The 23,340-nt window shown below is 65.3% G+C and carries 25 protein-coding genes; 5 read left to right on the forward strand and 20 right to left on the reverse strand.

Annotated elements, in window-relative coordinates; translation table 11 throughout:
- Positions 1 to 34: 34 nt before the first annotated feature.
- Both AC5LXX_RS25975 and flgE read left to right on the forward strand, forming a co-directional pair.
- Complete coding sequence (locus tag AC5LXX_RS25975) at positions 35 to 259, forward strand: hypothetical protein (RefSeq protein ID WP_493411539.1); 225 nt, start codon at positions 35 to 37, stop codon at positions 257 to 259.
- Between the two features lie 336 nt (positions 260 to 595).
- Complete coding sequence (gene flgE / locus AC5LXX_RS25980) at positions 596 to 1,840, forward strand: flagellar hook protein FlgE (RefSeq protein WP_493411540.1); 1,245 nt, start codon at positions 596 to 598, stop codon at positions 1,838 to 1,840.
- A gap of 99 nt (positions 1,841 to 1,939) precedes the next feature.
- Here the strand turns inward: flgE and asd are convergent, their stop codons facing one another.
- The 8 genes from asd to AC5LXX_RS26020 form a co-directional block, all read right to left on the reverse strand.
- On the reverse strand, positions 1,940 to 3,061 hold the full coding sequence (asd, locus tag AC5LXX_RS25985) for an aspartate-semialdehyde dehydrogenase (protein ID WP_069618461.1): 1,122 nt from the start codon (positions 3,059 to 3,061) through the stop codon (positions 1,940 to 1,942).
- A gap of 85 nt (positions 3,062 to 3,146) precedes the next feature.
- The gene (locus AC5LXX_RS25990; RefSeq protein WP_006487736.1) at positions 3,147 to 3,266 is read right to left on the reverse strand and encodes a hypothetical protein; all 120 of its coding nucleotides are present in this window, start codon (positions 3,264 to 3,266) and stop codon (positions 3,147 to 3,149) included.
- Positions 3,267 to 3,376: 110 nt separating this feature from the next.
- Positions 3,377 to 4,444, reverse strand: a complete 1,068-nt coding sequence (gene leuB / locus AC5LXX_RS25995) for a 3-isopropylmalate dehydrogenase (protein WP_493411541.1) — start codon at positions 4,442 to 4,444, stop codon at positions 3,377 to 3,379.
- A gap of 80 nt (positions 4,445 to 4,524) precedes the next feature.
- Complete coding sequence (leuD, locus tag AC5LXX_RS26000) at positions 4,525 to 5,175, reverse strand: 3-isopropylmalate dehydratase small subunit (protein WP_493411542.1); 651 nt, start codon at positions 5,173 to 5,175, stop codon at positions 4,525 to 4,527.
- 67 nt (positions 5,176 to 5,242) lie between these two features.
- Entirely contained in the window at positions 5,243 to 5,389 is a 147-nt protein-coding gene (locus AC5LXX_RS26005) for an entericidin A/B family lipoprotein (RefSeq protein ID WP_006487745.1), read from the reverse strand.
- Positions 5,390 to 5,392: 3 nt separating this feature from the next.
- The gene (leuC, locus tag AC5LXX_RS26010) at positions 5,393 to 6,802 is read right to left on the reverse strand and encodes a 3-isopropylmalate dehydratase large subunit (RefSeq protein WP_493411543.1); all 1,410 of its coding nucleotides are present in this window, start codon (positions 6,800 to 6,802) and stop codon (positions 5,393 to 5,395) included.
- A gap of 236 nt (positions 6,803 to 7,038) precedes the next feature.
- Positions 7,039 to 7,797: a Tat pathway signal protein gene (locus AC5LXX_RS26015; protein WP_493411544.1), complete on the reverse strand. Its 759-nt coding sequence runs from the start codon at positions 7,795 to 7,797 to the stop codon at positions 7,039 to 7,041.
- 32 nt (positions 7,798 to 7,829) lie between these two features.
- Entirely contained in the window at positions 7,830 to 8,651 is an 822-nt protein-coding gene (locus AC5LXX_RS26020) for a hypothetical protein (protein WP_493411545.1), read from the reverse strand.
- A gap of 415 nt (positions 8,652 to 9,066) precedes the next feature.
- On the opposite strand from AC5LXX_RS26020, the gene AC5LXX_RS26025 reads away from it, so the two are divergent.
- A complete protein-coding gene (locus AC5LXX_RS26025; protein WP_493411546.1) occupies positions 9,067 to 9,792 on the forward strand; it encodes a glutathione S-transferase in 726 nt (241 codons plus the stop codon).
- 168 nt (positions 9,793 to 9,960) lie between these two features.
- Here the strand turns inward: AC5LXX_RS26025 and AC5LXX_RS26030 are convergent, their stop codons facing one another.
- From AC5LXX_RS26030 to AC5LXX_RS26050, 5 genes are all read right to left on the reverse strand, one after another.
- Positions 9,961 to 11,493 (reverse strand): amino acid permease, encoded by a 1,533-nt coding sequence (locus tag AC5LXX_RS26030; protein WP_493411547.1) that lies wholly within the window; start codon positions 11,491 to 11,493, stop codon positions 9,961 to 9,963.
- A 103-nt stretch (positions 11,494 to 11,596) separates the two neighbouring features.
- On the reverse strand, positions 11,597 to 12,061 hold the full coding sequence (locus AC5LXX_RS26035) for an Lrp/AsnC family transcriptional regulator (protein ID WP_493411548.1): 465 nt from the start codon (positions 12,059 to 12,061) through the stop codon (positions 11,597 to 11,599).
- A gap of 98 nt (positions 12,062 to 12,159) precedes the next feature.
- Entirely contained in the window at positions 12,160 to 12,918 is a 759-nt protein-coding gene (locus AC5LXX_RS26040) for a dimethylarginine dimethylaminohydrolase family protein (protein WP_493411549.1), read from the reverse strand.
- A gap of 166 nt (positions 12,919 to 13,084) precedes the next feature.
- The gene (locus tag AC5LXX_RS26045; RefSeq protein ID WP_493411550.1) at positions 13,085 to 14,335 is read right to left on the reverse strand and encodes a DUF1479 domain-containing protein; all 1,251 of its coding nucleotides are present in this window, start codon (positions 14,333 to 14,335) and stop codon (positions 13,085 to 13,087) included.
- 109 nt (positions 14,336 to 14,444) lie between these two features.
- Complete coding sequence (locus AC5LXX_RS26050) at positions 14,445 to 14,834, reverse strand: VOC family protein (RefSeq protein WP_493411551.1); 390 nt, start codon at positions 14,832 to 14,834, stop codon at positions 14,445 to 14,447.
- Positions 14,835 to 14,906: 72 nt separating this feature from the next.
- On the opposite strand from AC5LXX_RS26050, the gene AC5LXX_RS26055 reads away from it, so the two are divergent.
- Complete coding sequence (locus AC5LXX_RS26055; protein ID WP_493411552.1) at positions 14,907 to 15,872, forward strand: helix-turn-helix domain-containing protein; 966 nt, start codon at positions 14,907 to 14,909, stop codon at positions 15,870 to 15,872.
- Positions 15,873 to 15,962: 90 nt separating this feature from the next.
- Here AC5LXX_RS26055 and gltA read toward each other — a convergent pair whose 3' ends face one another.
- From gltA to AC5LXX_RS26090, 7 genes are all read right to left on the reverse strand, one after another.
- Positions 15,963 to 17,264 carry a citrate synthase gene (gene gltA / locus AC5LXX_RS26060; protein WP_011355741.1) on the reverse strand — a complete coding sequence of 434 codons (1,302 nt, stop codon included), beginning with the start codon at positions 17,262 to 17,264 and terminating at the stop codon, positions 15,963 to 15,965.
- Positions 17,265 to 17,330: 66 nt separating this feature from the next.
- Positions 17,331 to 17,603 carry an FAD assembly factor SdhE gene (locus tag AC5LXX_RS26065; protein WP_011355742.1) on the reverse strand — a complete coding sequence of 91 codons (273 nt, stop codon included), beginning with the start codon at positions 17,601 to 17,603 and terminating at the stop codon, positions 17,331 to 17,333.
- Positions 17,604 to 17,609: 6 nt separating this feature from the next.
- Entirely contained in the window at positions 17,610 to 18,311 is a 702-nt protein-coding gene (locus AC5LXX_RS26070) for a succinate dehydrogenase iron-sulfur subunit (protein WP_059237255.1), read from the reverse strand.
- A 21-nt stretch (positions 18,312 to 18,332) separates the two neighbouring features.
- Complete coding sequence (sdhA, locus tag AC5LXX_RS26075; RefSeq protein ID WP_124446597.1) at positions 18,333 to 20,108, reverse strand: succinate dehydrogenase flavoprotein subunit; 1,776 nt, start codon at positions 20,106 to 20,108, stop codon at positions 18,333 to 18,335.
- A gap of 3 nt (positions 20,109 to 20,111) precedes the next feature.
- The gene (sdhD, locus tag AC5LXX_RS26080) at positions 20,112 to 20,480 is read right to left on the reverse strand and encodes a succinate dehydrogenase, hydrophobic membrane anchor protein (protein ID WP_174911332.1); all 369 of its coding nucleotides are present in this window, start codon (positions 20,478 to 20,480) and stop codon (positions 20,112 to 20,114) included.
- Positions 20,481 to 20,484: 4 nt separating this feature from the next.
- Positions 20,485 to 20,901, reverse strand: coding sequence for a succinate dehydrogenase, cytochrome b556 subunit (gene sdhC / locus AC5LXX_RS26085; protein WP_124446595.1), 417 nt, complete (start codon positions 20,899 to 20,901; stop codon positions 20,485 to 20,487).
- Positions 20,902 to 21,070: 169 nt separating this feature from the next.
- Complete coding sequence (locus AC5LXX_RS26090; protein WP_493413416.1) at positions 21,071 to 21,886, reverse strand: GntR family transcriptional regulator; 816 nt, start codon at positions 21,884 to 21,886, stop codon at positions 21,071 to 21,073.
- 297 nt (positions 21,887 to 22,183) lie between these two features.
- Between AC5LXX_RS26090 and AC5LXX_RS26095 the strand changes: the two genes are divergently transcribed.
- Positions 22,184 to 23,170: a malate dehydrogenase gene (locus tag AC5LXX_RS26095; RefSeq protein WP_006479357.1), complete on the forward strand. Its 987-nt coding sequence runs from the start codon at positions 22,184 to 22,186 to the stop codon at positions 23,168 to 23,170.
- The last annotated feature ends 170 nt before the right edge of the window (positions 23,171 to 23,340 follow it).

Below are 23,340 nucleotides of genomic sequence, written 5' to 3' on the forward strand. Positions count from 1 at the left end.
CGACATACCGGATCGATCAAACGAGCCCACAGCGATGCTTGAAAGCCGCCGCGACACCCTCGCATCCGGAACGCATGGCGCGGCCGTCGCGTACGCCCCGGGCGGCCTTGCCTGCCCGGTCGTCCAATGCAGGATCCCGACGGCTGAATCGCGCGTGTCCGCTCAACAATTCGCGCCGCATGCCGTTAATGAATCAGCCGCTGATAATCAAAACAAATCCCTTCGGTCAGCCAATTTCATCCAGATGAATTTCAATTGATCGATAAGAAGGCAATTCCCCACTCTTATCGATCAATTGAACACACCTCCCGTCAAAGCCACGCCCCGCAAGGCTTGCGACCCGAAACCCACGATCCATTACTCATACAAAAGCATTCATTTCAACAATAATTCAATTACATTACACAAAATTACACAGACCAGATAATCGCCGCCGCTACGATCGCCTTCGAACAGGAATCGGCGCAATTCGGTCGTCGCACTCACCCACGCCGGAAAGGCGGGAGCGCGACCGGCCGGGCTGGCGCCGTGCAGTGCCGGAAGTCAGCGCAGTCGCAAGGCTGCATTACTCAACAGCTCGTTACGGGGATCGAACATGGGCTATCAGCAGGGTTTGAGCGGGTTGGCCGGCGCGTCGAGCAATCTCGACGTGATCGGCAACAACATCGCGAACGCGAACACGGTTGGCTTCAAGCAGGGGCGCGCAAACTTCGCCGACATGTACGCGAATTCGGTCGCGACGTCGGTCAACACGCAGATCGGCATCGGCACGCAGCTCGCGTCGGTGCAGCGGAATTTCGGCCAGGGGACGATCAATACGACGAAGTCGTCGCTCGACGTCGCGATCAACGGCAACGGCTTCTTCCAGATGTCGAGCAACGGTGTGACCACGTACTCGCGCGACGGCACGTTCCATCGCGACAAGAACGGCGCCATCGTCGACTCGCAAGGCCGCAACCTGATGGGCTACGCGGCGGGCGCGGGCGGCGTGATCAACACCGCGCAGACCGTGGCGCTGCAGGCGCCAACCAGCAACATCGCGCCGCGTGCGACGCACACGATTACCGGCCAGTTCAACCTGAACGCGCAGGACAAGGTGCCGGCCAAAACGCCGTTCAATGCGAGCGACAGCACGACGTACAACTACAACGCGTCGATCCAGGTCTACGACACGCTCGGCGGCTCGCAGCAGGTCACGATGTATTTCGCGAAGAGCGCGGCCGGCACGTGGCAGGCGTACGCGGGCGTACAGGGCCAGACGCCGACGAATCTCGGCACCGTCACGTTCGACGCATCGGGGCGGATCAGCTCGACGACGTCGGCCGCGACCGGCCAGCCGACGCCGAGTCTCGGCCAGTTCGCGTTCTCGATTCCCAGCACGACGGGTGGCGCCAATCCGCAGAACCTGACGCTCGACCTGGGCGGCACGACGCAGTACGGCGGCAAGGACGGCGTGACCAATCTCGCGCAGGACGGCTTCGCGAGCGGCACGCTGACGACGTTCTCGATCGGCACCGACGGCAAGCTGACCGGCAACTACTCGAACGGCCAGAGCGCGGTGCTCGGTCTGATCGCGCTCGCGAACTTCAACAATCCGAACGGGCTCGTGAACGTCGGCGGCAACCAGTATGTCGAAACCGCCGCTTCGGGCGTGCCGCAGGTCTCCGCGCCGGGCAGCACGAACCACGGCACGCTGCAGGGCAGCGCACTGGAAAACTCGAACGTCGACCTGACGACCGAGCTCGTGAACCTGATCACCGCGCAGCGCAATTACCAGGCGAACGCGCAGACGATCAAGACGCAGCAGGCAGTCGACCAGACGCTGCTGAGCATGCGCTGATCGGCCCATGAAAAAACGCGCCGCGCCAGCCCTGAATCCAGGGCCGACGCGGCGCGTCATCGTGTGCAATCCGGCCCGCGGGCCGGACATGCAGCGGAATTACTTGTCGAGCAGGATGCGCAGCATGCGGCGCAGCGGCTCGGCCGCGCCCCACAGCAGCTGGTCGCCGACCGTGAACGCCGACAGGTATTCGCCGCCCATCGCGAGCTTGCGCAGGCGGCCGACCGGCACCGTCAGCGTACCCGTGATCTTCGCCGGCGACAGGTCGCGCATCGACGCTTCGCGCTCGTTCGGCACGACCTTCACCCAGTCGTTCGCCGACGCCAGGATGCCGTTGATCTCGTCGAGCGGCACATCCTTCTTCAGCTTGATCGTCAGCGCCTGCGAGTGGCAGCGCATCGCGCCGATCCGCACGCACAGGCCGTCGACCGGGATCGAACCGGGTTCGCCCATGGCCGGCTTGCCGAGGATCTTGTTGGTTTCAGCGCCGCCCTTCCACTCTTCCTTCGACATCCCGTTGCCGAGATCCTTGTCGATCCACGGGATCAGCGAGCCAGCCAGCGGCACGCCGAAGTGGCTCGTCGGCATTGCATCGCTGTTCATCGCGGCCAGCACGCGGCGGTCGATGTCGAGGATCGCGGAAGCCGGATCGGCGAGCTGTTCCTGCACCGCGCCGTTCAGCGTGCCCATCTGCGACAGCAGCTCGCGCATGTTCTGCGCGCCCGCGCCCGATGCGGCCTGGTAGGTCATCGCCGTGATCCAGTCGACGAGGTTCTCGCGGAACAGGCCGCCGAGCGCCATCAGCATCAGGCTGACCGTGCAGTTGCCGCCAATGAAGTTCTTCGTGCCCTTGACGAGCGCGTCCTTGATCACGTCCAGGTTGACCGGATCGAGGATGATGACCGCGTCGTCCTGCATCCGCAGCGACGATGCCGCGTCGATCCAGTAGCCGTTCCAGCCGGCCGCGCGCAGCTTCGGGAACACGTCGTTCGTGTAGTCGCCGCCCTGGCACGTGATGATCACGTCGCACTTCTTCAGCTCGTCGACGTTGGTCGCGTCCTTGAGCGTAGTCTCGTTTTTCGCGAACGACGGCGCCTTGCCGCCCGTGTTGCTGGTGCTGAAAAACACCGGTTCGATCAGGTCGAAATCGCCTTCTTCCTGCATGCGCTGCATCAGGACGCTGCCGACCATGCCGCGCCAACCTACGAGACCTACGTTCATGACTAACCCTTTGCTTTGAATGGAGCTTCCCCGCCATTTCCGTCCCCGCGTGACCGCGCGGGGAAACAGGCGGGCACGACGGCGATCAGCGTTTAATGATCGTTTTCGTGGTAATGGTTTTCGTGATGACGATGGCGCGCGCACCCACACGGGCAGTGTTGCCGTGGAGTTTCAGGACCGGGGAGATCAGGGAAATCAGCGCCATCGTTCGAGTCTACACAAAGCCGGTGGCCCGCACAACGGCCAACCGCGGGCGAACCGGCCGATTTTCACGGCCCGTTCGCGCCCTTTCTACGTTATCGGTGTCGCATCGCGTTACAGCGCCGCGACCACCGCGTCGCCCATCGCCGTCGTGCCGACCTGCTTGCAGCCCGGCGTCGCGATGTCGCCCGTACGGTAACCCTGTTCGAGCACCGTTTTCACCGCGCGCTCGATGCGATCGGCCTGCTCCGCCCGATTCAGCGAGTAGCGCAGCATCATCGCGGCCGACAGGATCGTCGCGAGCGGATTGGCAATGCCCTTGCCCGCGATGTCCGGCGCCGAACCGTGCGACGGCTCGTACAGGCCCTTGTTGTTCTTGTCGAGCGACGCCGACGGCAGCATGCCGATCGAACCCGTCAGCATCGACGCTTCATCCGACAGGATGTCGCCGAACATGTTGCCCGTGACGATCACGTCGAACTGCTTCGGCGCCTTCGCGAGCTGCATCGCCGCGTTGTCGACGTACATGTGCGACAGCTCGACGTCCGCGTATTCCTTCGACACGTCGATCATCACGTCGCGCCAGAACTGCGACGTTTCGAGCACGTTCGCCTTGTCGACCGACAGCAGCTTCTTCGCGCGCTTGCGGGCGGCCTGGAACGCGACGTGCGCGATGCGGCGCACTTCCGGTTCCGAGTAGCGCATCGTGTCGAAGCCTTCGCGTTCGCCGGCGAACGGGCCGTCCGGTGCCGCGCGCACGCCGCGCGGCTGGCCGAAGTAGATGTCGCCGTTCAGTTCGCGCACGATCAGGATGTCGAGGCCCGCGACGAGCTCCGGCTTCAACGGCGACGCATCGACGAGCTGCGGATAGCAGATCGCCGGGCGGAAGTTCGCGAACAGCTCGAGATGCTTGCGCAGCCCGAGAATCGCCTGCTCGGGGCGCAGCGCGCGTTCGAGCGAGTCGTACTTCCAGTCGCCGACCGCGCCGAACAGGATCGCGTCGGCTTCCTTCGCGAGCTTCAGCGTCGCGTCGGGCAGCGGATGACCGCTCGCCTCGTAGCCCGCGCCGCCGACCGGCGCCTGTTCGAGTTCGAACGTCTCGTCGAGTGCGTTCAGCACCTTCACGGCTTCATTGACGATTTCCGGACCGATGCCGTCGCCGGGCAGCACTGCAATCTTCATGCGAAATTCCTGACTGGGTAGGTGTTATGAGGCAGGCCGGCGAACGCGCCGCCGGCGCGCTCGCCCGAAAAGGCACGATATCAGCCGACCAGCTTGGTGTTGAGCCACGGCTGCTTCACGAGCCGCTCGGCTTCGAACTGGCGGATCTTGTCCGCGTGGCGCAGCGTGAGGCCGATGTCGTCGAAGCCGTTCAGCAGGCAGTACTTGCGGAACGCGGCGATCTCAAACGGATACTCGCGGCCGTCGCCCGCGCGCACGACCTGTGCGTCGAGGTCGACCGTCAGTTGAAAGCCGTTGAACGCGACCGTCTCGTTGAACAGGTGATCGACCTGTTGCTCGGTCAGCACGATCGGCAGCAGGCCGTTCTTGTAGCAGTTGTTGAAGAAGATGTCCGCGAAGCTCGGCGCGATGATCGCGCGGAAGCCGTACTGCTGCAGCGCCCACGGCGCGTGCTCGCGCGAGCTGCCGCAGCCGAAGTTCTTGCGGGCGAGCAGCACCGACGCGCCCTGGTAGCGCGGCTGGTTCAGCACGAAGTCGGGATTCAGCGGACGCTTCGAGTTGTCCTGGCCCGGCTCGCCGTGATCGAGGTAACGCCACTCGTCGAACGCGTTCGGACCGAAGCCCGTGCGCTTGATCGACTTCAGGAACTGCTTCGGGATGATCGCGTCGGTGTCGACGTTCTCGCGATCGAGCGGCGCCACGACGCCGGTATGTACAGTGAATTTTTCCATGATCCGTCTATCCGGTTGAAGGGCCGGCACGTGGCCGGCACACATCGACAAATTCTCGGTGGCGGTGTCAGTCCGCGGCGCGCTTGAGCGCGTTGCCCGCGGCGTTGACGTCCTCGCCGAAGCCTCGGACGGTATTGCAGCCCGCGAGGCCGAAGCCCAGCCCTGCCAGCGCCAGCGCGGCAACCAGCCGCGCGATGACCTTCGATGCCGTCACGCGTTACCCCAGCTGGCGAATATCGACGAAGTGACCTTCGATCGCCGCGGCTGCCGCCATCGCGGGGCTCACGAGGTGCGTGCGGCCGCCCGCGCCCTGCCGGCCCTCGAAGTTGCGGTTCGACGTCGACGCGCAGCGCTCGCCCGGATCGAGCCGGTCGGCGTTCATCGCGAGGCACATCGAGCAGCCCGGCTCGCGCCATTCGAAGCCGGCATCCGTGAACACCTTGTCGAGCCCTTCGCGCTCGGCCTGTGCCTTCACGAGGCCCGAGCCCGGCACGACCATCGCGAGCCGCACGTTCGATGCGACACGACGGTTCAGCTTCTTCACGACATACGCGGCCGCACGGATATCCTCGATCCGTGCGTTCGTGCACGAGCCGATGAAGATCTTGTCGACCTTGATCGACTCGATCGGCGTGTTCGGCTCGAGCGCCATGTACGCCAGCGCGCGCTCCATCGCGTCGCGCTTGACCGGATCCTTCTCGCGCTCGGGATCGGGCACGCGACCGTCGATCGACGTGACCATTTCCGGCGACGTGCCCCACGTGACCTGCGGGACGATCTCGGCCGCGTTCAGCTCGACCACGCGGTCGAACTGCGCGCCGTCGTCCGACTTGAACTGGCGCCAGTATTCGACGGCCTGATCCCATTCCGCGCCGGTCGGCACGAACGGACGGCCCTTCAGGTATTCGATCGTCGTGTCGTCCACCGCGACCATGCCCGCGCGCGCACCGGCTTCGATCGCCATGTTGCAGACGGTCATGCGGCCTTCCATCGTCAGCGCGCGAATGGTCGAGCCGCCGAATTCGATCGCGTAGCCCGTGCCGCCGGCCGTGCCGATCTTGCCGATGATCGCGAGCACGATGTCCTTCGCGGTACAGCCGCGCGGCAGTGCGCCCTCGACCTTCACGAGCATGTTCTTGCTCTTTTTCTGCAGCAGGGTTTGCGTCGCGAGCACGTGCTCGACTTCCGACGTGCCGATGCCGTGCGCGAGCGCGCCGAACGCGCCGTGCGTCGACGTGTGCGAATCGCCGCACACGATCGTCATGCCCGGCAGCGTCGCACCCTGCTCCGGCCCGATGATGTGGACGATGCCCTGGCGCACGTCGTTCATCTTGAACTGCGTGATGCCGAACGCATCGCAGTTCGCGTCGAGCGTGTCGACCTGCAGCTTCGAGACGGGATCGGCGATGCCGTGGCTGCGGTCCGTCGTCGGCACGTTGTGGTCCGACACGGCCAGGTTCGCGCTGATGCGCCACACCGGACGCTGCGCCATCTTCAGCCCTTCGAACGCCTGCGGGCTCGTGACTTCGTGCAGCAGCTGACGGTCGATATAGAGCAGGGTCGTGCCGTCTTCCTCGGTGTGGACCACGTGGGTGTTCCACAGTTTGTCGTAGAGAGTCTGTGCCATGGGTATGCGGGGTCGTTGTGACTACAAGCCTTGCGGATGGAGTCGATTATGCCACGCAGCACGCGTCGCGGCGCAGGCCAGACGAGAAAAAACCCATTAAAAACAGTGGTTTGGCTGGTAGTGCCAATACCTGTATCGGCATTACCCGGCAACCGGGGCACGCACGATCCGTGCGAGCGACAAACGCGCAGACGCGTCGCCCGGATCTCGTTGCGCCGTGCCCCGGGCCGGCAGCGTCAGCCGTTCGGGTACTCGCGGTTGATCAGGTCCAGCCGCAGCATCGCGAGCTGCATGCCGGCGTTGCTCAGCAGGTAGAGATCGCGCCGCCGCATGGCCGGCATCTGCGCGGACGCATCGTAGAGCGACGGCAGCGCGAGGCCTGCCGGCACCGCCGCATGCATCCCCGCCGCATTCGACACGCGCACGGCGAGCGACGCCTGGTCCGAATGCGTGACGACGCCGACCGTGCCGAGCGCCGCGGCGGCGCCGGCCTGCCTGACGATCGCGGCCACGACACCGTCGGGCGTCGGGATCGGGCTGCCGGCGGCCAACGCAGGCGTCGCGATCGATGTCACGCCGGCCGTCAGACCGTATTTCGACGCGAGCACGCTCGCGATCTCCTGCTGCGCGAAGATCGGCGCCGCGACCTTCTGCCGAAGCTGGAATACGGCATCGGCAATCGCCTCGTTGACGGGGCCCGGTACGGGTGCAGCGGCCGATGCCCCGGCGCGGTTGCCGAAGCTGAACGCGGCGATCGTATTGATGGCGGCTACAGCGGCGGCCGGTGGTGTCCACGAGAAAAACGTGTCGAGCAGATAACCGGTTTCGTCGGTGGCGGTCGCGCGATCGTTCAGTTCGTTCGTCAGCTTGCCGAGCATCTGGCGCTGCAGTTCGGCATCGGTGGCCGGCGCGTCGCTCGCGAATACCGGCGCGGCAGCCGTGCACGAGGCGGCGAGGACGGAAGTGGAAGCCAGGAAATGGCGGCGGGTAGTCATGATCATGAGAGTCGAATGGGGAGCGAAGGACGTCAGCCCTTCGGGAACGCCTGCATCGTCGCGGTCATCGCGCGCGTCAGCATCTGCGCATACATGTCGTGCACGAGGTAGAGACTGCGATTGCGGGTCCACGGCTGGCCGGACTGCGCGTCGTACGTGGTCGGCAACGGCACCTCGGCGACGGCAGCCGCCTTCATGCCCGCCTGCCGCGACGTCTGGATGCAGCGCTTCGCGTGATCGCGATGGCCGACCACCGCGACGGTGCCCATCGCCGCCGCCCCGCCCGCGCGCGACACGGCCACGGCCGCGACGCCCGCCGTGCTCAGGTACACGATCGAGCCGTCGCTCGCGATCACCGGCTCGACCGACGACAGCACGTCGGTGCCCATCCCGTATTTCGACACGAGGAAACGCGCGATTTCCCACTGCGCATAGACCTTGACGGGCTTCAACTGGCGGATGCGGTACACGGCGTCCGCGAGCGCTTCGTTCACGGGCCCCGGATCGGGCAGCGCCGACTGGTTGCCGCCGGTGCTCGACGTATTGCCGCTCGCCGCGTTCGGACGGTTGCCGAAGCTGTACGCGACGATCGCGTCGATCTGCGCGGCCGGCACGGTCGGCAGGTCCCACGTGAAGCCGACGTCGGTCATCGCCGGGACGATCGCGTTGACCGTCGCCGCATCGCCGAGCTGTGCATTCAGCTTCGCGGACATCTGCGCGGCAAGCGCGCTGTCGGTGATCGGTGCCGACGTGACGTCGTCGCCACCGCATGCGCTCAGCAGCGACGAAGCCGCGACGGCTGGCGCGGCGGCGAGGAATTTTCTTCGGGACGAAGCCGGGGAATGCTGACTCATGAGCACGATTCGCAATGATGCGAATGTCGACAGCGCCCGACCACAGGCAGCGCCAACGAAATTCGCGGGGTCGAGGGGAAAGGCAATCGGGCAGGCACGCGCGAACCGGAAACGCGACGCTTCGCCGATCGACGAAGCGCGATCCTAGGCGGCGTTGGTTAAATTGCGGTGAAATCGCCAGTCGAATCCGCTCGATCGCCGCGCCGTTTCGCCGGTGGACGACCCTGTTTCACAGGCGGTGAGCGAATCGCATGCCCGTTTCGCCGGTGGCGCGATCGCTGCAGGCGCGCGCGACGCACGATGCGCGCGGCGCTTTTTCCACAATCGCCTAGACTGTCTGTTCGCAGCGGGCGGTGCGCGGCCGCCCGGTCGTCACGATGCCGGCAGCATCCGGTTCAACGAACAGGACAACAGCATGCGATATGAACTCTATTACTGGCCCGAGATCCAGGGCCGCGGCGAATACGTACGGCTCGCGCTCGAAGCAGCCGAAGCAGACTATGTCGATGTGGCGCGCGAATCGGGGCGCGGGATGGGCGTGTCGGCGATGATGCGCATGATGGACAGCACGAAGGCCGAATGCGTGCCGTTCGCACCGCCGTTCCTGAAGGCAGGCGACGCGGTCGTCGGGCAGACGGCGAACATCCTGCTGTTTCTCGGCGCGCGGCTCGGGCTCGCACCCGAAGACGAAGCCGGCCGGCTGTGGGTACACCAGCTCCAGCTGACCGTCGCCGATTTCGTCACCGAGATCCACGATACGCATCACCCGATCGCCAGTTGCCTCTATTACGAGGACCAGAAGACGGAAGCGGCCGAGCGCGCGGCCGATTTCCTCGAGAACCGGCTGCCGAAATTCCTCGGCTACTTCGATCGCGTGCTCGGACAGAATCCGCACAAGAGCGGCTATCTCGCGGGCAATGCGCTGAGCTATGCAGACCTGTCGATATTCCAGATCGTCGAGGGCCTGCGCTATGCGTTTCCGAAAGCGATGAAGCGCGCCGAACGGAAAATCCCGGCGCTCGTCGCGCTGCATGACCGCGTCGCGCAGCATCCGCCCGTCGCGCGCTATCTCGCGTCGGAACGCCGCATCCCGTTCAACGACATGGGAATCTTCCGGCACTATCCGGAGCTGGACGCCTAGCAGCGCGACACGTGCCGCAAAAGGTACGCGCGTGGGTCGATTTCATGAAAGCGCAGTTGGAGCACGCGCGCTGAACGCGCCATTCGCGCATCGTCGCTCAGGGGCTCGAAGCAAAGCCGGCCACGCAATGCGGCCGGCTTCCGTTGCAGCGCTGTCGCCAGCGCGCGGTCAGTGCGACTGCCCGTGCTGCCCGGCCGCTCCGTCGACGGCCTCGACCGAGCGCGTCAGCCACGGCCCGATCTCCATCTCCTCATAGCGCACGAGCCGGCTCTTGCGCGCGCGGCGATACGCCCACCAGATCGCGACGAACAGCGGAATCCACACATAGATCGACAGCACTTCCATCCAGTCGATGCGCGCCGCGAAGAACGCCTGGTAGTCCTGCCCGAGCGAAATCACGATGCAGATCGCGATCGCGAACAGCGGCCCGAACGGAAACCACTTCGCGCGATAAGGCAACTGGTCGAGCCGGTAGCCCTGCTTCAGGAAGCCCTTGCGGAACCGGTAATGGCAGACCGCGATACCGAGCCACGCGATGAAGCCCGTGATGCCGACCGTATTCAGCAGCCACAGATAGATGCTCTGGTTGTTGGTCAGCGACGTGAGGAAGCACAGCCCGCCGACGGCCATCGTCGCGTACAGCGCGTTGCGCGGCACGCCGCCCGGCGACAGCGTCGCGAACATCGCCGGCGCGCGCCCTTCCGCTGCAAGGTTGTACAGCATCCGCGTCGCCGCATAGGTGCCGGAATTGCCGGCCGACAGCACGGCCGTCAGGATCACCAGGTTCATCGCACCGGCGGCGAGCGGGAAGCCCGCATGGCTGAACACCAGCGTGAACGGGCTCACGCCGATGTCGGTCACGTCGCTCTTCAGCAGGTTCGGGTCGGTGTACGGCACGAGCAGGCCGATCACGAAGATCGCGAGCACGTAGAACAGCATGATCCGCCAGAAGATCTGCTTCACCGCGCGCGGAATCGTCTTGCGCGGATTTTCCGATTCGCCGGCCGTGATCCCGACCAGCTCGGTGCCGAGAAACGAGAAGCCCGCGATCAGCGCGACGCTCATCATCGCGTGCACGCCGCCGACGAACGGCGCGTCGCCCGTCGTGAAGTTGTGCCAGCCGGCCGGATGACCGGTGCCGAGCACGCCGGCCGCGATCAGCAGCCCCGCCGCGATGAACGCAATCACGGTGACGACCTTGATCAGCGAGAACCAGTATTCCGATTCGCCAAAGCCGCGCACCGACAGCGTATTGAGCAGGAAGATCAGCACGAGGAAGCCCGCGCCCCACCATATGCCCGGCACCGCCGGAAACCAGTAGCGCATCACGATCTGCGCGGCGACCAGCTCGATCGCGATCGTCACGGCCCAGCTGTACCAGTAGGTCCAGCCGAGCGCGACGCCGAAACCTTCGTCGACGTACTTCTCGCCGTAGATCGCGAACGAGCCCGACACGGGCATCAGCGCCGCCATCTCGCCGAGCCCGGTGACGACGAAGTAGACCATGATCCCGATCGCGAGATACGCGGCGATCGCCCCGCCCGGCCCCGCCTGCGCGACCGACGCGCCCGACGCGACGAACAGCCCCGTGCCGATCGAGCCGCCGATCGCGATCATCGCGATATGACGGCCCTGCAGACGGCGCTTGAGCGTCGTCCCGGACGGCGCCGCCGTCTGCGCTGCCGCTTGCATAGCATCCATAGTGTTCACCCTGATTGTGATCCAGCCAGCCGATTTGATTCGGAATGCAAATCGATCGACCTGAACATTCACCTCGCAACCGGCCCTGCCAGGCCCGTTCGCCTCACACGACGCTGCGCTTGATCGCCTGCAGTTCGGCCGTCGTCACGATCTTCTCGATCCGGAACCGCGGGCTTTCCAGCCACACGTTCGCGATCCGCCGGTACTCGTCGAGATCCTCGCACGCGAGCCGCACGAGAAAATCGAACGTGCCGCTGACGAGCCAGCAATCGAGCACGGCCGGATTCGCGCGCATTTCATCCTCGAACGGCGCCTGCGAACGCCCGTGGTCGGCCAGCACGATCTGCGCGATCACGACGATCGGCTTGGTCGCGCGCGGCGCCTTGATCATCGCGCGGTAGCCTTCGATCACGCCGAGCGCCTCGAGCCGCTCCACGCGCGCCTGGCAAGGCCGCGGCGTGAGGTTCACGAGTTCCGACAGTTTCCGGTAGGAAATCCGTCCGTCGGTACGCAGGATGTCGAGGATCCGGAGATCGATCTTGTCGAGCTGCATCTTCTTGTCGGTCATCCGCGTTGGCTCCGGTCGGATCGTGGCTGGTGCGCGGAACGTCTCCTGGTCCGCGCGGGGGCCACATTATCGGGCCGAAGCGGCCGCGCGCCAATCGGCTAGAACCGCAGCGACAGGCAGGTCAGGCCGCCGTCCATCTTGCGGAACTCGCTCGTGTCGATCACGTGCAGCGGCAGCCCGAGCGGCGCGATCGCGTCATGGACGCGCGGATAGCCGGCCGGCGTGATCAGCGTGCCGTTCACGCGCAGCGTGTTGCCCGCGTACTCGTCGGCAGCGGAGATCGCGATCCGGCGATAGTCGGCGAACGCCGGATGCGCGGCCAGCGCCTCGGTCACGAGCAGCGTGTCGTCGCCGAGCGCGTTGACGACCGACTTCAGGTGCAGGCCGGCGCCGACCTGCACCGCGACGACCGAGTAGCCGTAGCGCGACACCAGCGATTCGAACGCGGCGATGCCTTCGGCATCGGTGCGGCCCGTCAGGCCGATGAAGAAGCGCTTGCCGACCAGCATCACGTCGCCGCCGTCGAGCCGGCCGTCCTGCATCGGCAGCAGGTCGCGATGCGCGGCGAGCGCCGCTTCGATATGCACCGTCTCGCCGCGCCGCGCGGGCGCGCCGGGGCGCGTGATCACCGCGAATTCCGGCGTCACGACCGCCACGTCCTCGACGAAATGCGAATCGGGGAACGCGTCCAGCGGCGGCAGCTCGGTCAGCGCGACGCCGAGCGTGCGCAGCGCGTCGCAATAGGCATGGAACTGCGTGAGCGTCTTGTCGTAGTCGGGTGCGCCGAGTTCGGCGGTGGTCAGGCCCGCGCCGCAGGACGGTGCGGGACGGCGAACGATCGCTTGCGTGAATTGCATCGACTCCTCCATGGTCTGCGCCGCACCCTTGCGGCGCAAGGGCCGGCGGCGTTGTGTCCGGACCATTATCGGAAGCCAAATTGCGCAATTCGTGTCGATTTCGGCTGCACCGACAGCCGATTGCGTCGAATTGCGCGCGACCCGCAGCGGATTCGGCAGACGGCCGTTACACGTCGGGCCCGAACCCCATCTGCGCGCGGCCCAGCGCCGTCAGGTCGCCCTCGCCGCCTCGCCCGTCGAAGCCGGTCTCGAAATGGTCGGCCGGGAAATCGGGCGGGCTCTCGCCGCGCAGGAACGCGGACCGCTGGCGCTGCAGGTACGCATCGTTCTTCGCGCAGCCCGGTGCGGCGGCGATGTACATCACGTTGCTGTCGCCGTTGCCGCGATGCGCATCCTCGACCGCATGCACGACGTCGCCATGCCAGAACACCGCGTCGCCCGGCGCCATGTGCGGAATCGGCACCAGCGCGTCGAGCAGCAGCGCGTGCCATTCGGGCCGGATCGACAGGGCGCGGCCGGGCCGCGCGCCGCACAGGTCGTCGTCCGCGACATCGTCCTGCAGCGCGCGCAGCACGACGTAGGCCATCGCGTTCGCGACCGGGATCAACTGCAGCGTGCCGTCGCCGGGCCCTTGGGGCGTCAGCGCGGTCCAGCCCTGGAACGTGCGGAACATCGAACAGACGGCCGGCGACGGAATCTCCTCGACGTCGGGACGGAATGCGGCATCGAACGGATCGTAATCGCGCCAGCGCCCGGCCAGCACGTGGCGGTAGACCTGCCGGAAGTTCGCCCCGAGCCAGCGCTCGACGGACCCGCCGTCGACGTGCGGCGACAGCCCGAGCGACGTCGAACCGGGCGGCCGGCGGCGAATCCGGTCCGCATAGGCGGGCACCTGGTCGGGATCGAAATGCATGCGTGCGCCATCCGCGTGCCGCCACAGGCGGTTCAGGAACACACGCGCCTGCGTCAGGGCCGGCGACTGGCGCGCGGCCACCTGCGGCTTCGACCAGTAGACGCCATAGATCTGCGGCTTGCCCGATGCGAGATTGCCGAAATAGCGGTCTTCCGCACGCGCATTCAACCGGTCGGCGAAACGGTTCGCGTCCAGATACGCGCCGATCTCGTCGTTCCAGTCGCGCGCCTGCCGTGCATCGAACACGCCGCGAATCACGACCGCACCACGCGTACGGATCGCGGCAATCGCGCGAGGATCGACGGTTCCGCCCGCGATATCCGCGAACGGTACGACCGGAATCACGTCGTCGCCGTGCGCGTGCGCGCGGCGGATCGCATCGACCTGCCGCGCGATGTCGCCCTCCAGCTCGCGGAACGACGCCGCGTAACCGGGCAACTCGGCGCGCAGCGCCCGTTTCGCCGCGCGGATCGCGGCCGGCAGATCGTCAATCGTCAGTTGCATCGTGGTCTCCTCGCTGAACGTATCGTGATGTGCTGTCAGCGTACGGCCGGCACGACGCTGCCATCGACACTATCCGGTCAACTATCGATACAATCCCGACAACCAAGCGTTACTCCGGACGATGACAGACCACGCAGAGCTTGTTGCCGTCCGGATCGCGGAAATAGGCGCCGTAGTAGTCGCGGTGATAGTCCGGCCGCAGGCCCGGCGGCCCTTCGCAGGTGCCGCCGTGCCGCAGCGCGAGCGCGTGGCAGCGATCGACGTGCGCGCGGGTCGGCGCGGCGAACGCGATCGTGTGGCCATTGCCCGGTTCGGGTGCGCGGCCGTCGAGCGGCCGGCCGAAGAAGAACAGCGGCCGGTCCGTGTCGGCCGGCATCCAGCCCGACCAGCCATCCGGCTCGCGGAATTTCAGCCGCAACCCGAGTTCCGCAAACAGCGGCGCGTAGAAATCGTAGGCGCGTGCGGTGTCGCTGACGCCCACGCAGACATGTGAAAACATCGCATCGCTCCGTCATGACGAATGCTCACGATCATGCCACGGCGCGGTGCCCGCCCTCGCCCGGAGGCCGCGATGAAGCCGCAGTACGAGCATGTGACGTTCGCCCCCGGCTGTTCGATCCGCGTGTATCACCGCCAGCTCGCGCGCATCCCGTTCGAATGGCATCGCCACCCCGAGTACGAACTGACGCTGACGCTCAACAGCCGCGGCCAGCGCTTCATCGGCGATCACGTCGCACGCTACGCGGACGACGACCTCGTGCTGGTACCGCCCAACCTGCCGCATACGTGGTCGTCGAACGCGCGGATCGATCGCGAGGCGCCCGAGGTCGCGCTCGTCGTCTGGTTCGACGGCGACTGGGTGCGGCGGCTGGCCGATTGCTGTCCCGAATACGCGCCGCTGCGCTCGCTGCTGCGGCGTGCGGCGCCGGGCCTGCATTTCGGCGTGGAGGCCGCCCGCGCGATGCGCGCGCGGCTGCCGCAACTGCTCGATCCATCGCCGCGCGCACGGCTCGCGGCCACGCTCGATACGCTCGCCGATCTCGCGGAAGCCGGTGGCGAGCCGCTCGCCACCGCGCATGCGTATGACCGGCCCGACGGCACGGCACCGTCCGTCGATGCGGCCGCGCCCGAAGCCGAACGCCTCGACCGCGTGCTCGACGCGATCGACCGGCGCTTCCACGAACCGCTGCGCATCGACGCGCTCGCCGCTGCCGCGCACCTGTCCGAACGCACGCTGCAGCGCCTGTTTGTCCGGCATCTCGGTGAAAGCGTCGGCCGTTACGTGCAGCGGCTGCGGCTCGCGCACGCCTGCCGCCACCTGGTCGGCACCGACTGGCCGATCGCGACGGTGGCCGCGCGCTGCGGCATTCCGAATGCCGCGAACTTCAACCGCCAGTTCCTCACCGCCCGCGGAATGACGCCAGGCGCATATCGGCAGTTCTTCAAGCAGCACGGCCGCGCGCCCGACGACGACGCGCCGGCGCTCGACATACGCCCGCCATCGCTGGAGCGCCGCGCCGATCCGCCGCACAAATGAAAACACCCCGACGGGCGGACCCGTCGGGGTGTCGTGGCGTTGCGACTGCCCGACGCGAGCGGCCTGCCGGCCGTTCGCGCCGCACACGACTTAACGTGCGTTGAGCGGCTTCGCTTCGCGCGGCGTATCGCCGATGAACAGCTGGCGCGGACGGCCGATCTTCTGCTCCGGATCGCCGATCATTTCGTTCCACTGTGCGATCCAGCCGACCGTACGTGCCATCGCGAAGATACACGTGAACATCGACGTCGGGATGCCCAGCGCGCGCTGGACGATGCCCGAGTAGAAGTCGACGTTCGGGTACAGCTTGCGCGACACGAAGTATTCGTCTTCCAGCGCGATCTTCTCGAGCTGCATCGCGAGCTTGAACAGCGGGTCGTCGTGCAGGCCCAGTTCGTTCAGCACTTCGTAGCACGTTTCGCGCATCAGCTTCGCACGCGGATCGTAGTTCTTGTACACGCGGTGGCCGAAGCCCATCAGCTTCACGCCCGAATTCTTGTCCTTCACCTGCTTGATGAATTCGGGGATGTTGTCCGGCGAACCGATCTGCTCGAGCATGTTCAGCGCGGCTTCGTTCGCACCACCGTGCGCCGGGCCCCACAGACACGCGATACCGGCTGCGATACACGCGAACGGGTTCGCGCCCGACGAACCGGCCAGGCGGACCGTCGACGTCGATGCGTTCTGCTCGTGGTCGGCGTGCAGGATCAGGATACGGTCGAGCGCGCGGACGAGCACGTCGTTGACCTTGTACTCTTCGCACGGGTTCGAGAACATCATGTGCATGAAGTTCGCGCTGTACGACAGCGAGTTCTTCGGATACACGAACGGCTGGCCGATGCTGTACTTGTACGCCATCGCGACGAGCGTCGGCAGCTTCGCGATCATGCGGATCGCCGACACTTCACGGTGACGCGGGTCGTTGATGTCGAGCGAGTCGTGGTAGAACGCCGACAGCGCGCCGACTGCGGCGACCAGGATCGCCATCGGGTGCGCGTCGCGGCGGAAGCCACGGAAGAAGAAGTGCATCTGCTCGTGCACCATCGTGTGCTTCGTGACGGTGTCGACGAATTCCTTCTTCTGCGCTGCGTTCGGCAGCTCGCCCTTCAGCAGCAGGTAGCAGCTTTCGAGGAAGTCCGCGTTTTGCGCGAGGTTGTCGATCGGGTAGCCGCGGTACAGCAGCTCGCCCTTGTCGCCGTCGATGTACGTGATCGCCGAATTACAGGCTGCCGTCGACATGAAGCCCGGGTCGTACGTGAACTTGCCGGTCTGGCCGTACAGCTTGCGGATGTCGATTACGTCCGGGCCCATCGTGCCCTTGTAGATCGGCAGTTCGACGCTCGGCGAGTTGTCGCTGAACGATAGCGTGGCTTTAACATCAGACGGAGTCATGGCACATCCTCAATCGAAATAAAGAAACGGGATTCGATAACGGGCACAACGCGTTACACACGGGCGTTACACGTTGCGCAGCATCTCCAACAGCCGGTGAATGTCCGGGCTGTCTAGGTCGCCCTCTGGTTCCTTGCGCGCGAGGAGCAAGTCCATCAGGTCGTTGTCGCTCAGATCGAGCAGGCGCGACAACGCGCCTACGTCTGCATCGGTGAGGTCATGCTCGTATCTGCTGAAGAAACGCTCGAAGATGATGTCGTTTTCCAGCAGACCCCGCCGCGCGCGCCAGCGAAGGCGCGCGCGACGGTGCGGGTCGGATTGATGCGAATCGTCGCTCATCAAACTTTAAACCGCGCGGCGAACCATCAGTTCCTTGATCTTGCCGATCGCCTTCGTCGGGTTCAGGCCCTTCGGGCAAACGTCGACGCAGTTCATGATCGTGTGGCAACGGAACAGACGGTACGGGTCTTCCAGGTTGTCGAGACGCTCGCCGGTGGCGGTGTCGCGGCTGTCCGCGATGAAGCGGTAAGCCTGCAGCAGGCCGGCCGGGCCGACGAACTTGTCCGGGTTCCACCAGAAGCTCGGGCACGACGTCGAGCAGCTCGCACACAGAATGCACTCGTACACGCCGTCGAGCTCGTCGCGTTCTTCCGGCGACTGGAGGCGTTCCTTCTCCGGCGGCGGCGCGTCGTTGATCAGGTACGGCTTGATCGAGTGGTACTGGTTGAAGAAGTGCGTCATGTCGACGATCAGGTCGCGCACGACGGGCAGGCCCGGCAGCGGACGCAGCACGATCTTCTGCGGCAGGTCGTTCAGGTTCGTCAGGCACGCGAGACCGTTCTTGCCGTTGATGTTCATCGCGTCCGAACCGCACACGCCTTCGCGGCACGAACGGCGGAACGACAGCGTCTCGTCCAGTGCCTTCAGCTTCACCAGTGCGTCGAGCAGCATGCGCTCATGCTGGATGTCGAGCTCGTACGTCTGCATGCGCGGCGCTGCGTCCTTGTCCGGATCGTAGCGGTAGACTTCAAAAATGCGTTTTGCCATTTCGGATTCCTTTGACTCGGCTTAGAACGTGCGCGGCTTCGGCGGCACGGATTCGACCGTCAGCGGCTTCATTTGAACCGGCTTGTAGTCGAGGCGATCGCCTTCGCTGTACCACAGCGTGTGGCGCAGCCAGTTGTCGTCGTCGCGATGCTCGTAGTCGCTGTGAGCGTGCGCGCCACGGCTTTCCTTGCGTGCTTCGGCCGACACCATCGTGGCGCGGGCCACTTCGATCAGGTTCTCCAGCTCGAGCGCTTCGACGCGCGCGGTGTTGAACACCTTCGACTTGTCCTTCAGGTGGATGTTTTCCACGCGTGCCGCCAGGCCGGCCATCTGCTCGACGCCTTCCTTCAGCAGCTTCGACGTGCGGAACACGCCTGCGTGCTTCTGCATCGTCGCGCGGATGTCGTTCGCGACATCTTGCGTGTACTCGCCCGACGTCGACTTGTCGAGCTTCGCGAGGCGCGCCAGCGAGAATTCGCCTGCGTCGGCCGGCAGCGGCTTGTGTTCCTTCTGGTTCTTCACGTGCTCGACGATGTGGTTGCCGGCCGCACGGCCGAACACCACGAGGTCCAGCAGCGAGTTCGTGCCGAGGCGGTTCGCGCCGTGCACGGACACGCACGAGCATTCGCCCACTGCGTAGAAGCCGTTGACCGGATCCTTGTGGCCGCGCGACGTGCCGACGACCTGACCGTGGATGTTGGTCGGGATGCCGCCCATCTGGTAGTGGATCGTCGGGACGACCGGGATCGGTTCCTTGATCGCGTCGACGTTCGCGAACTTCAGCGCGATTTCGCGGATCGACGGCAGACGCTTCATGATCGTCTCGGCGCCGATGTGCGACAGGTCGAGCAGCACGTGATCCTTGTTCGGACCGACGCCGCGACCTTCCTTGATTTCCTGGTCCATCGAGCGCGACACGAAGTCACGCGGCGCCAGATCCTTCAGCGTCGGCGCGTAGCGCTCCATGAAACGCTCGCCGTTCGCGTTGCGCAGGATACCGCCTTCGCCGCGCACGCCTTCGGTGATCAGCACGCCCGCGCCGGCCACGCCGGTCGGGTGGAACTGCCAGAACTCCATGTCCTGCAGCGCGATGCCCGAACGCGCAGCCATGCCGAGGCCGTCGCCGGTGTTGATGAACGCGTTGGTCGATGCCGCGAAGATCCGGCCTGCGCCGCCCGTCGCGAACAGCGTCGTCTTGCCTTCCATGATGTAGACGTCGCCCGTCTCCATCTCGAGGGCCGTCACGCCGAGCACGTCGCCGTCCGCGTCGCGGATCAGGTCGAGCGCCATCCATTCGACGAAGAACTGCGTCTTCGCTTCGACGTTCTGCTGGTAAAGCGTGTGCAGCAGCGCGTGACCGGTACGGTCAGCGGCCGCGCAAGCGCGCTGGACCGGCTTCTCGCCGTAGTTCGCGGTGTGGCCGCCGAACGGGCGCTGGTAGATCGTGCCGTCCGCGTTACGGTCGAACGGCATGCCGAAGTGCTCGAGTTCGTACACGACGTTCGGCGCTTCACGGCACATGAATTCGATCGCGTCCTGGTCGCCGAGCCAGTCGGAGCCCTTGATCGTGTCGTAGAAGTGGAAGTGCCAGTTGTCTTCGCTCATGTTGCCGAGCGACGCACCGATACCGCCCTGCGCGGCCACCGTGTGCGAACGCGTCGGGAACACCTTCGACAGCACGCCGACCGACAGGCCCGCGCGCGACAGTTGCAGCGCCGCGCGCAAGCCGGAGCCGCCCGCGCCGACGATCACCACATCGAACTTGCGGCGCGGGAGATTAGTTTTGATTGCAGCCATTCTTTACACTCTCCAGAGAATCTGCGCGGCGTAGCCCGCACATGCGAGCAGCCAGACGATGGTCAGCGATTGCAGCAGCAGGCGCACACCGACGGGCTTCACGTAGTCCATCCAGATGTCGCGCACGCCGACCCATGCGTGGTAGAAGAGGGAGAGCAGCATCACGAAGGTCGCGAGCTTCATCCATTGCGCGGCGAAGATCGATGCCCAGCCTTCGTACGAGAAATCGTGCGCGCCGAAGAACAGGGCGAGCAGAATGACCGTGTAGACCGCCATGATCGTGGCGGTGATGCGCTGCGCGAGCCAGTCGCGCAGGCCGTAGTGAGCGCCGACGACGAGGCGCTTCGAGCCGATTCGGTTATTGGCTGCCATTTTCTTAGAATGCTCCGAACAGTTTGAGTGCCATGGCGATCGTCAGCGCGATCGAGACGACAAAGACGACGACTGCCGTCCGCTTGCCGCCTTCCTTCGTGACGGCGTCGTGGTTGACGTCCATCAGCAGGTGGCGAATGCCGGCGCAGAAATGGTGGAAGAAGGCCCACGACAGTGCGAGGACGATCAGCTTGACGATGATGTTGGAGAGGAAAGCCTTGAAGACTTCGAAGCTGATCTCGGAGGTGAGACTCTGGTCGAAGAGGAACAGCAGGAACGGCAGGAACAAGAACAGCAGCGCGCCGCTGACTCGATGGAGGATCGACAAAGTCGCAGCCAGCGGCATGCGATATTTCATCGTGATATCGGCGAGTCCGATGTTCCGGTATTCCGGCCTCGGCTTTCTTACTGCATCAGTCATGCTAGACCCCTACTATGTTGTCACACTAATCCGCGATTTTAGCGCCTTTTTATATCGCGCTGCAGCGAAAGTCTGCTCTGGATAGTTGCGCGAACAAGAACAAAGGCGGCCCGAAACGTGCTTCGCGAGCATGGGGATCGCGAAGCACTCGGCTTGAGCCGATACACCGTCAACTCAAGTCATTCTGATAGTAGTACCCGGTTGTGACATACCAGCCGCGACGCACCTCCACCGGCCGGTCTCCGTATGTATAGGACACGCGCTCGACCGACAGCAAAGGAAAACCCGCCGGCACATGCAGCAGGTCGGCCACCGACGGCTCGGCCGCGACCGCGCGGATCTTCTCCGTCGCGCGGATCATCCGAGTACCGAACTCCGTCTCGAACATCGCGTAGAGCGGCCCCTTGTACTCGCTCAACCGCTCGAACGTGAGCCCGCGGAACATCGCGCCGGGCAGCCAGATCTCGTCGAGCACCGTCACTTCGCTATCGAATTCCAGCAGGCGGCGCACCTGGACGACCGGATCGGCCGGCTTCAGGTCGAGCTGCCGCGCAATCTCGGCCGGCGCACGCAGGCGGCGGCATTCGAGCAGGCGGCTCACGTGCGGGTGTTCGGCACCGTCGTCGGCCAGCAGACGCAGGAAGCGGAACTGCGCGCGGTCCTCATTGTGCGTTGCAACAAAAGTACCCTTGCCCTGGCGCCGGACCACGAGGTTTTCGGCGGCCAGTTCGTCGATCGCCTTGCGCACGGTGCCCTGGCTGACCTTGTAGCGGGCCGCGAGCTCCACTTCGCTCGGGATGATCTCGCCCGGCTTCCATTCACCGGTTTCGAGACTTTGCGTGATCAATGACTTAATCTGCTGGTATAACGGGCTGAACGTCGGCGACGGCGGCGCCACAGGCGAAGGTGCGGGATCGCCCGCGCCCGGCTGCCCTGGGCTGCCTGCGCCGGTCTGATTCGCGGTATTCGCCTGGTTCGATGTCATGGCGCGCATTTCATCACAAACCGCACTTTTTCGTCCACTCAATTTCCGCAAAACATCTGTCTTATATAAGACATATGATACCGTTTGACTTTGCGCGTGACGGCTCCTACACTCCCGGTCGAGCAAGGGTTCGCGGGTGCAACAGCGCGTCCCCGGCTACGTGCCACGGCCGTCTCCAGGTTCACCGCGTCTGCCATCGCGAGTCCTCCGCCCTGCTTCAATGCAACGCTACGCACAACGCGCATAGAATGGCGTTTTCGCTAGCGTCCAACGCTTCACCCGTCCTGGAGATTTTCAATGGCTAAGCCCGCAAAGCGCGTTGCCGTCACCGGCGCCGCAGGTCAAATCGCTTACTCCCTGCTGTTCCGCATCGCGAACGGCGACCTGCTCGGCAAGGATCAGCCGGTCATCCTGCAACTGCTCGACCTCCCGCAAGCCCAAGGCGCCGTCAAAGGCGTCGTGATGGAACTCGACGATTGCGCGTTCCCGCTGCTCGCGGGCGTCGTGATCACCGACGACCCGAAGGTTGCATTCAAGGATGCAGACGTCGCGCTGCTGGTCGGTGCACGTCCGCGCTCGAAGGGCATGGAACGCAAGGATCTGCTGTCGGCCAACGCCGAAATCTTCACGGTCCAGGGCGCTGCGCTGAACGAAGTCGCGAGCCGCGACGTCAAGGTGCTGGTCGTCGGCAACCCGGCGAACACGAACGCATACATCGCGATGAAGTCGGCACCGGATCTGCCGAAGAAGAACTTCACGGCAATGCTGCGCCTCGACCACAACCGCGCGCTGTCGCAGCTCGCCGCCAAGTCGGGCAAGCCGGTCGCGTCGATCGAGAAGCTCGCCGTGTGGGGCAACCACTCGCCGACGATGTACCCGGATTTCCGCTTCGCGACCGCCGAAGGCGAATCGCTGCTGAAGCTGATCAACGACGACGTGTGGAACCGCGACACGTTCATCCCGACCGTCGGCAAGCGCGGCGCGGCGATCATCGAAGCGCGCGGCCTGTCGTCGGCAGCGTCGGCAGCCAACGCGGCGATCGACCACGTCCGTGACTGGGTGCTCGGCACGAACGGCAAGTGGGTCACGATGGGCATCCCGTCGGACGGCTCGTACGGCATCCCCGAAGACATCATCTACGGCGTGCCGGTCACCTGCGAAAACGGCGAGTACAAGCGCGTCGAAGGCCTGGAAATCGACGCGTTCTCGCGCGAGAAGATGGACGGCACGCTGGCCGAGCTGCTCGAAGAGCGCGATGGCGTCGCTCACCTGCTGAAGAACTAAGTATCACGCGCCTTTGCCGGGCGGCCCTCGGGCCACCCGGTTTCGGTCCGGGCCGGCCAGCCGCCGGCCCCGCCGAACGATCCGATCCGCGCATGTTTTGCCGCCGCGCACCGGCCCAGAACCTGCCCGAATCCGATTTTCTCCACGTTGCACGCTCCCCTGACGTCGAA

The organism is Burkholderia torrens (assembly GCF_984668525.1).

Coding starts and splice junctions, on each gene's coding strand:
- AC5LXX_RS26020 (WP_493411545.1), bottom strand. CDS start 8,651: ATGAGTCAGCATTCCCCGGCTTCGTCCCGAAGAAAATTCCTCGCCGCC.
- sdhD (WP_174911332.1), bottom strand. CDS start 20,480: ATGGCAGCCAATAACCGAATCGGCTCGAAGCGCCTCGTCGTCGGCGCT.
- AC5LXX_RS26015 (WP_493411544.1), bottom strand. CDS start 7,797: ATGACTACCCGCCGCCATTTCCTGGCTTCCACTTCCGTCCTCGCCGCC.
- leuD (WP_493411542.1), bottom strand. CDS start 5,175: ATGGAAAAATTCACTGTACATACCGGCGTCGTGGCGCCGCTCGATCGC.
- AC5LXX_RS25975 (WP_493411539.1), top strand. CDS start 35: ATGCTTGAAAGCCGCCGCGACACCCTCGCATCCGGAACGCATGGCGCG.
- AC5LXX_RS26025 (WP_493411546.1), top strand. CDS start 9,067: ATGCGATATGAACTCTATTACTGGCCCGAGATCCAGGGCCGCGGCGAA.
- AC5LXX_RS26050 (WP_493411551.1), bottom strand. CDS start 14,834: ATGTTTTCACATGTCTGCGTGGGCGTCAGCGACACCGCACGCGCCTAC.
- AC5LXX_RS26090 (WP_493413416.1), bottom strand. CDS start 21,886: ATGACATCGAACCAGGCGAATACCGCGAATCAGACCGGCGCAGGCAGC.
- asd (WP_069618461.1), bottom strand. CDS start 3,061: ATGAACGTAGGTCTCGTAGGTTGGCGCGGCATGGTCGGCAGCGTCCTG.
- gltA (WP_011355741.1), bottom strand. CDS start 17,264: ATGACTCCGTCTGATGTTAAAGCCACGCTATCGTTCAGCGACAACTCG.
- AC5LXX_RS26055 (WP_493411552.1), top strand. CDS start 14,907: ATGAAGCCGCAGTACGAGCATGTGACGTTCGCCCCCGGCTGTTCGATC.
- AC5LXX_RS26095 (WP_006479357.1), top strand. CDS start 22,184: ATGGCTAAGCCCGCAAAGCGCGTTGCCGTCACCGGCGCCGCAGGTCAA.
- AC5LXX_RS26040 (WP_493411549.1), bottom strand. CDS start 12,918: ATGCAATTCACGCAAGCGATCGTTCGCCGTCCCGCACCGTCCTGCGGC.
- AC5LXX_RS25990 (WP_006487736.1), bottom strand. CDS start 3,266: ATGGCGCTGATTTCCCTGATCTCCCCGGTCCTGAAACTCCACGGCAAC.
- AC5LXX_RS26030 (WP_493411547.1), bottom strand. CDS start 11,493: ATGGATGCTATGCAAGCGGCAGCGCAGACGGCGGCGCCGTCCGGGACG.
- leuC (WP_493411543.1), bottom strand. CDS start 6,802: ATGGCACAGACTCTCTACGACAAACTGTGGAACACCCACGTGGTCCAC.
- sdhC (WP_124446595.1), bottom strand. CDS start 20,901: ATGACTGATGCAGTAAGAAAGCCGAGGCCGGAATACCGGAACATCGGA.
- AC5LXX_RS26035 (WP_493411548.1), bottom strand. CDS start 12,061: ATGACCGACAAGAAGATGCAGCTCGACAAGATCGATCTCCGGATCCTC.
- leuB (WP_493411541.1), bottom strand. CDS start 4,444: ATGAAGATTGCAGTGCTGCCCGGCGACGGCATCGGTCCGGAAATCGTC.
- AC5LXX_RS26070 (WP_059237255.1), bottom strand. CDS start 18,311: ATGGCAAAACGCATTTTTGAAGTCTACCGCTACGATCCGGACAAGGAC.
- AC5LXX_RS26045 (WP_493411550.1), bottom strand. CDS start 14,335: ATGCAACTGACGATTGACGATCTGCCGGCCGCGATCCGCGCGGCGAAA.
- flgE (WP_493411540.1), top strand. CDS start 596: ATGGGCTATCAGCAGGGTTTGAGCGGGTTGGCCGGCGCGTCGAGCAAT.
- AC5LXX_RS26065 (WP_011355742.1), bottom strand. CDS start 17,603: ATGAGCGACGATTCGCATCAATCCGACCCGCACCGTCGCGCGCGCCTT.
- sdhA (WP_124446597.1), bottom strand. CDS start 20,108: ATGGCTGCAATCAAAACTAATCTCCCGCGCCGCAAGTTCGATGTGGTG.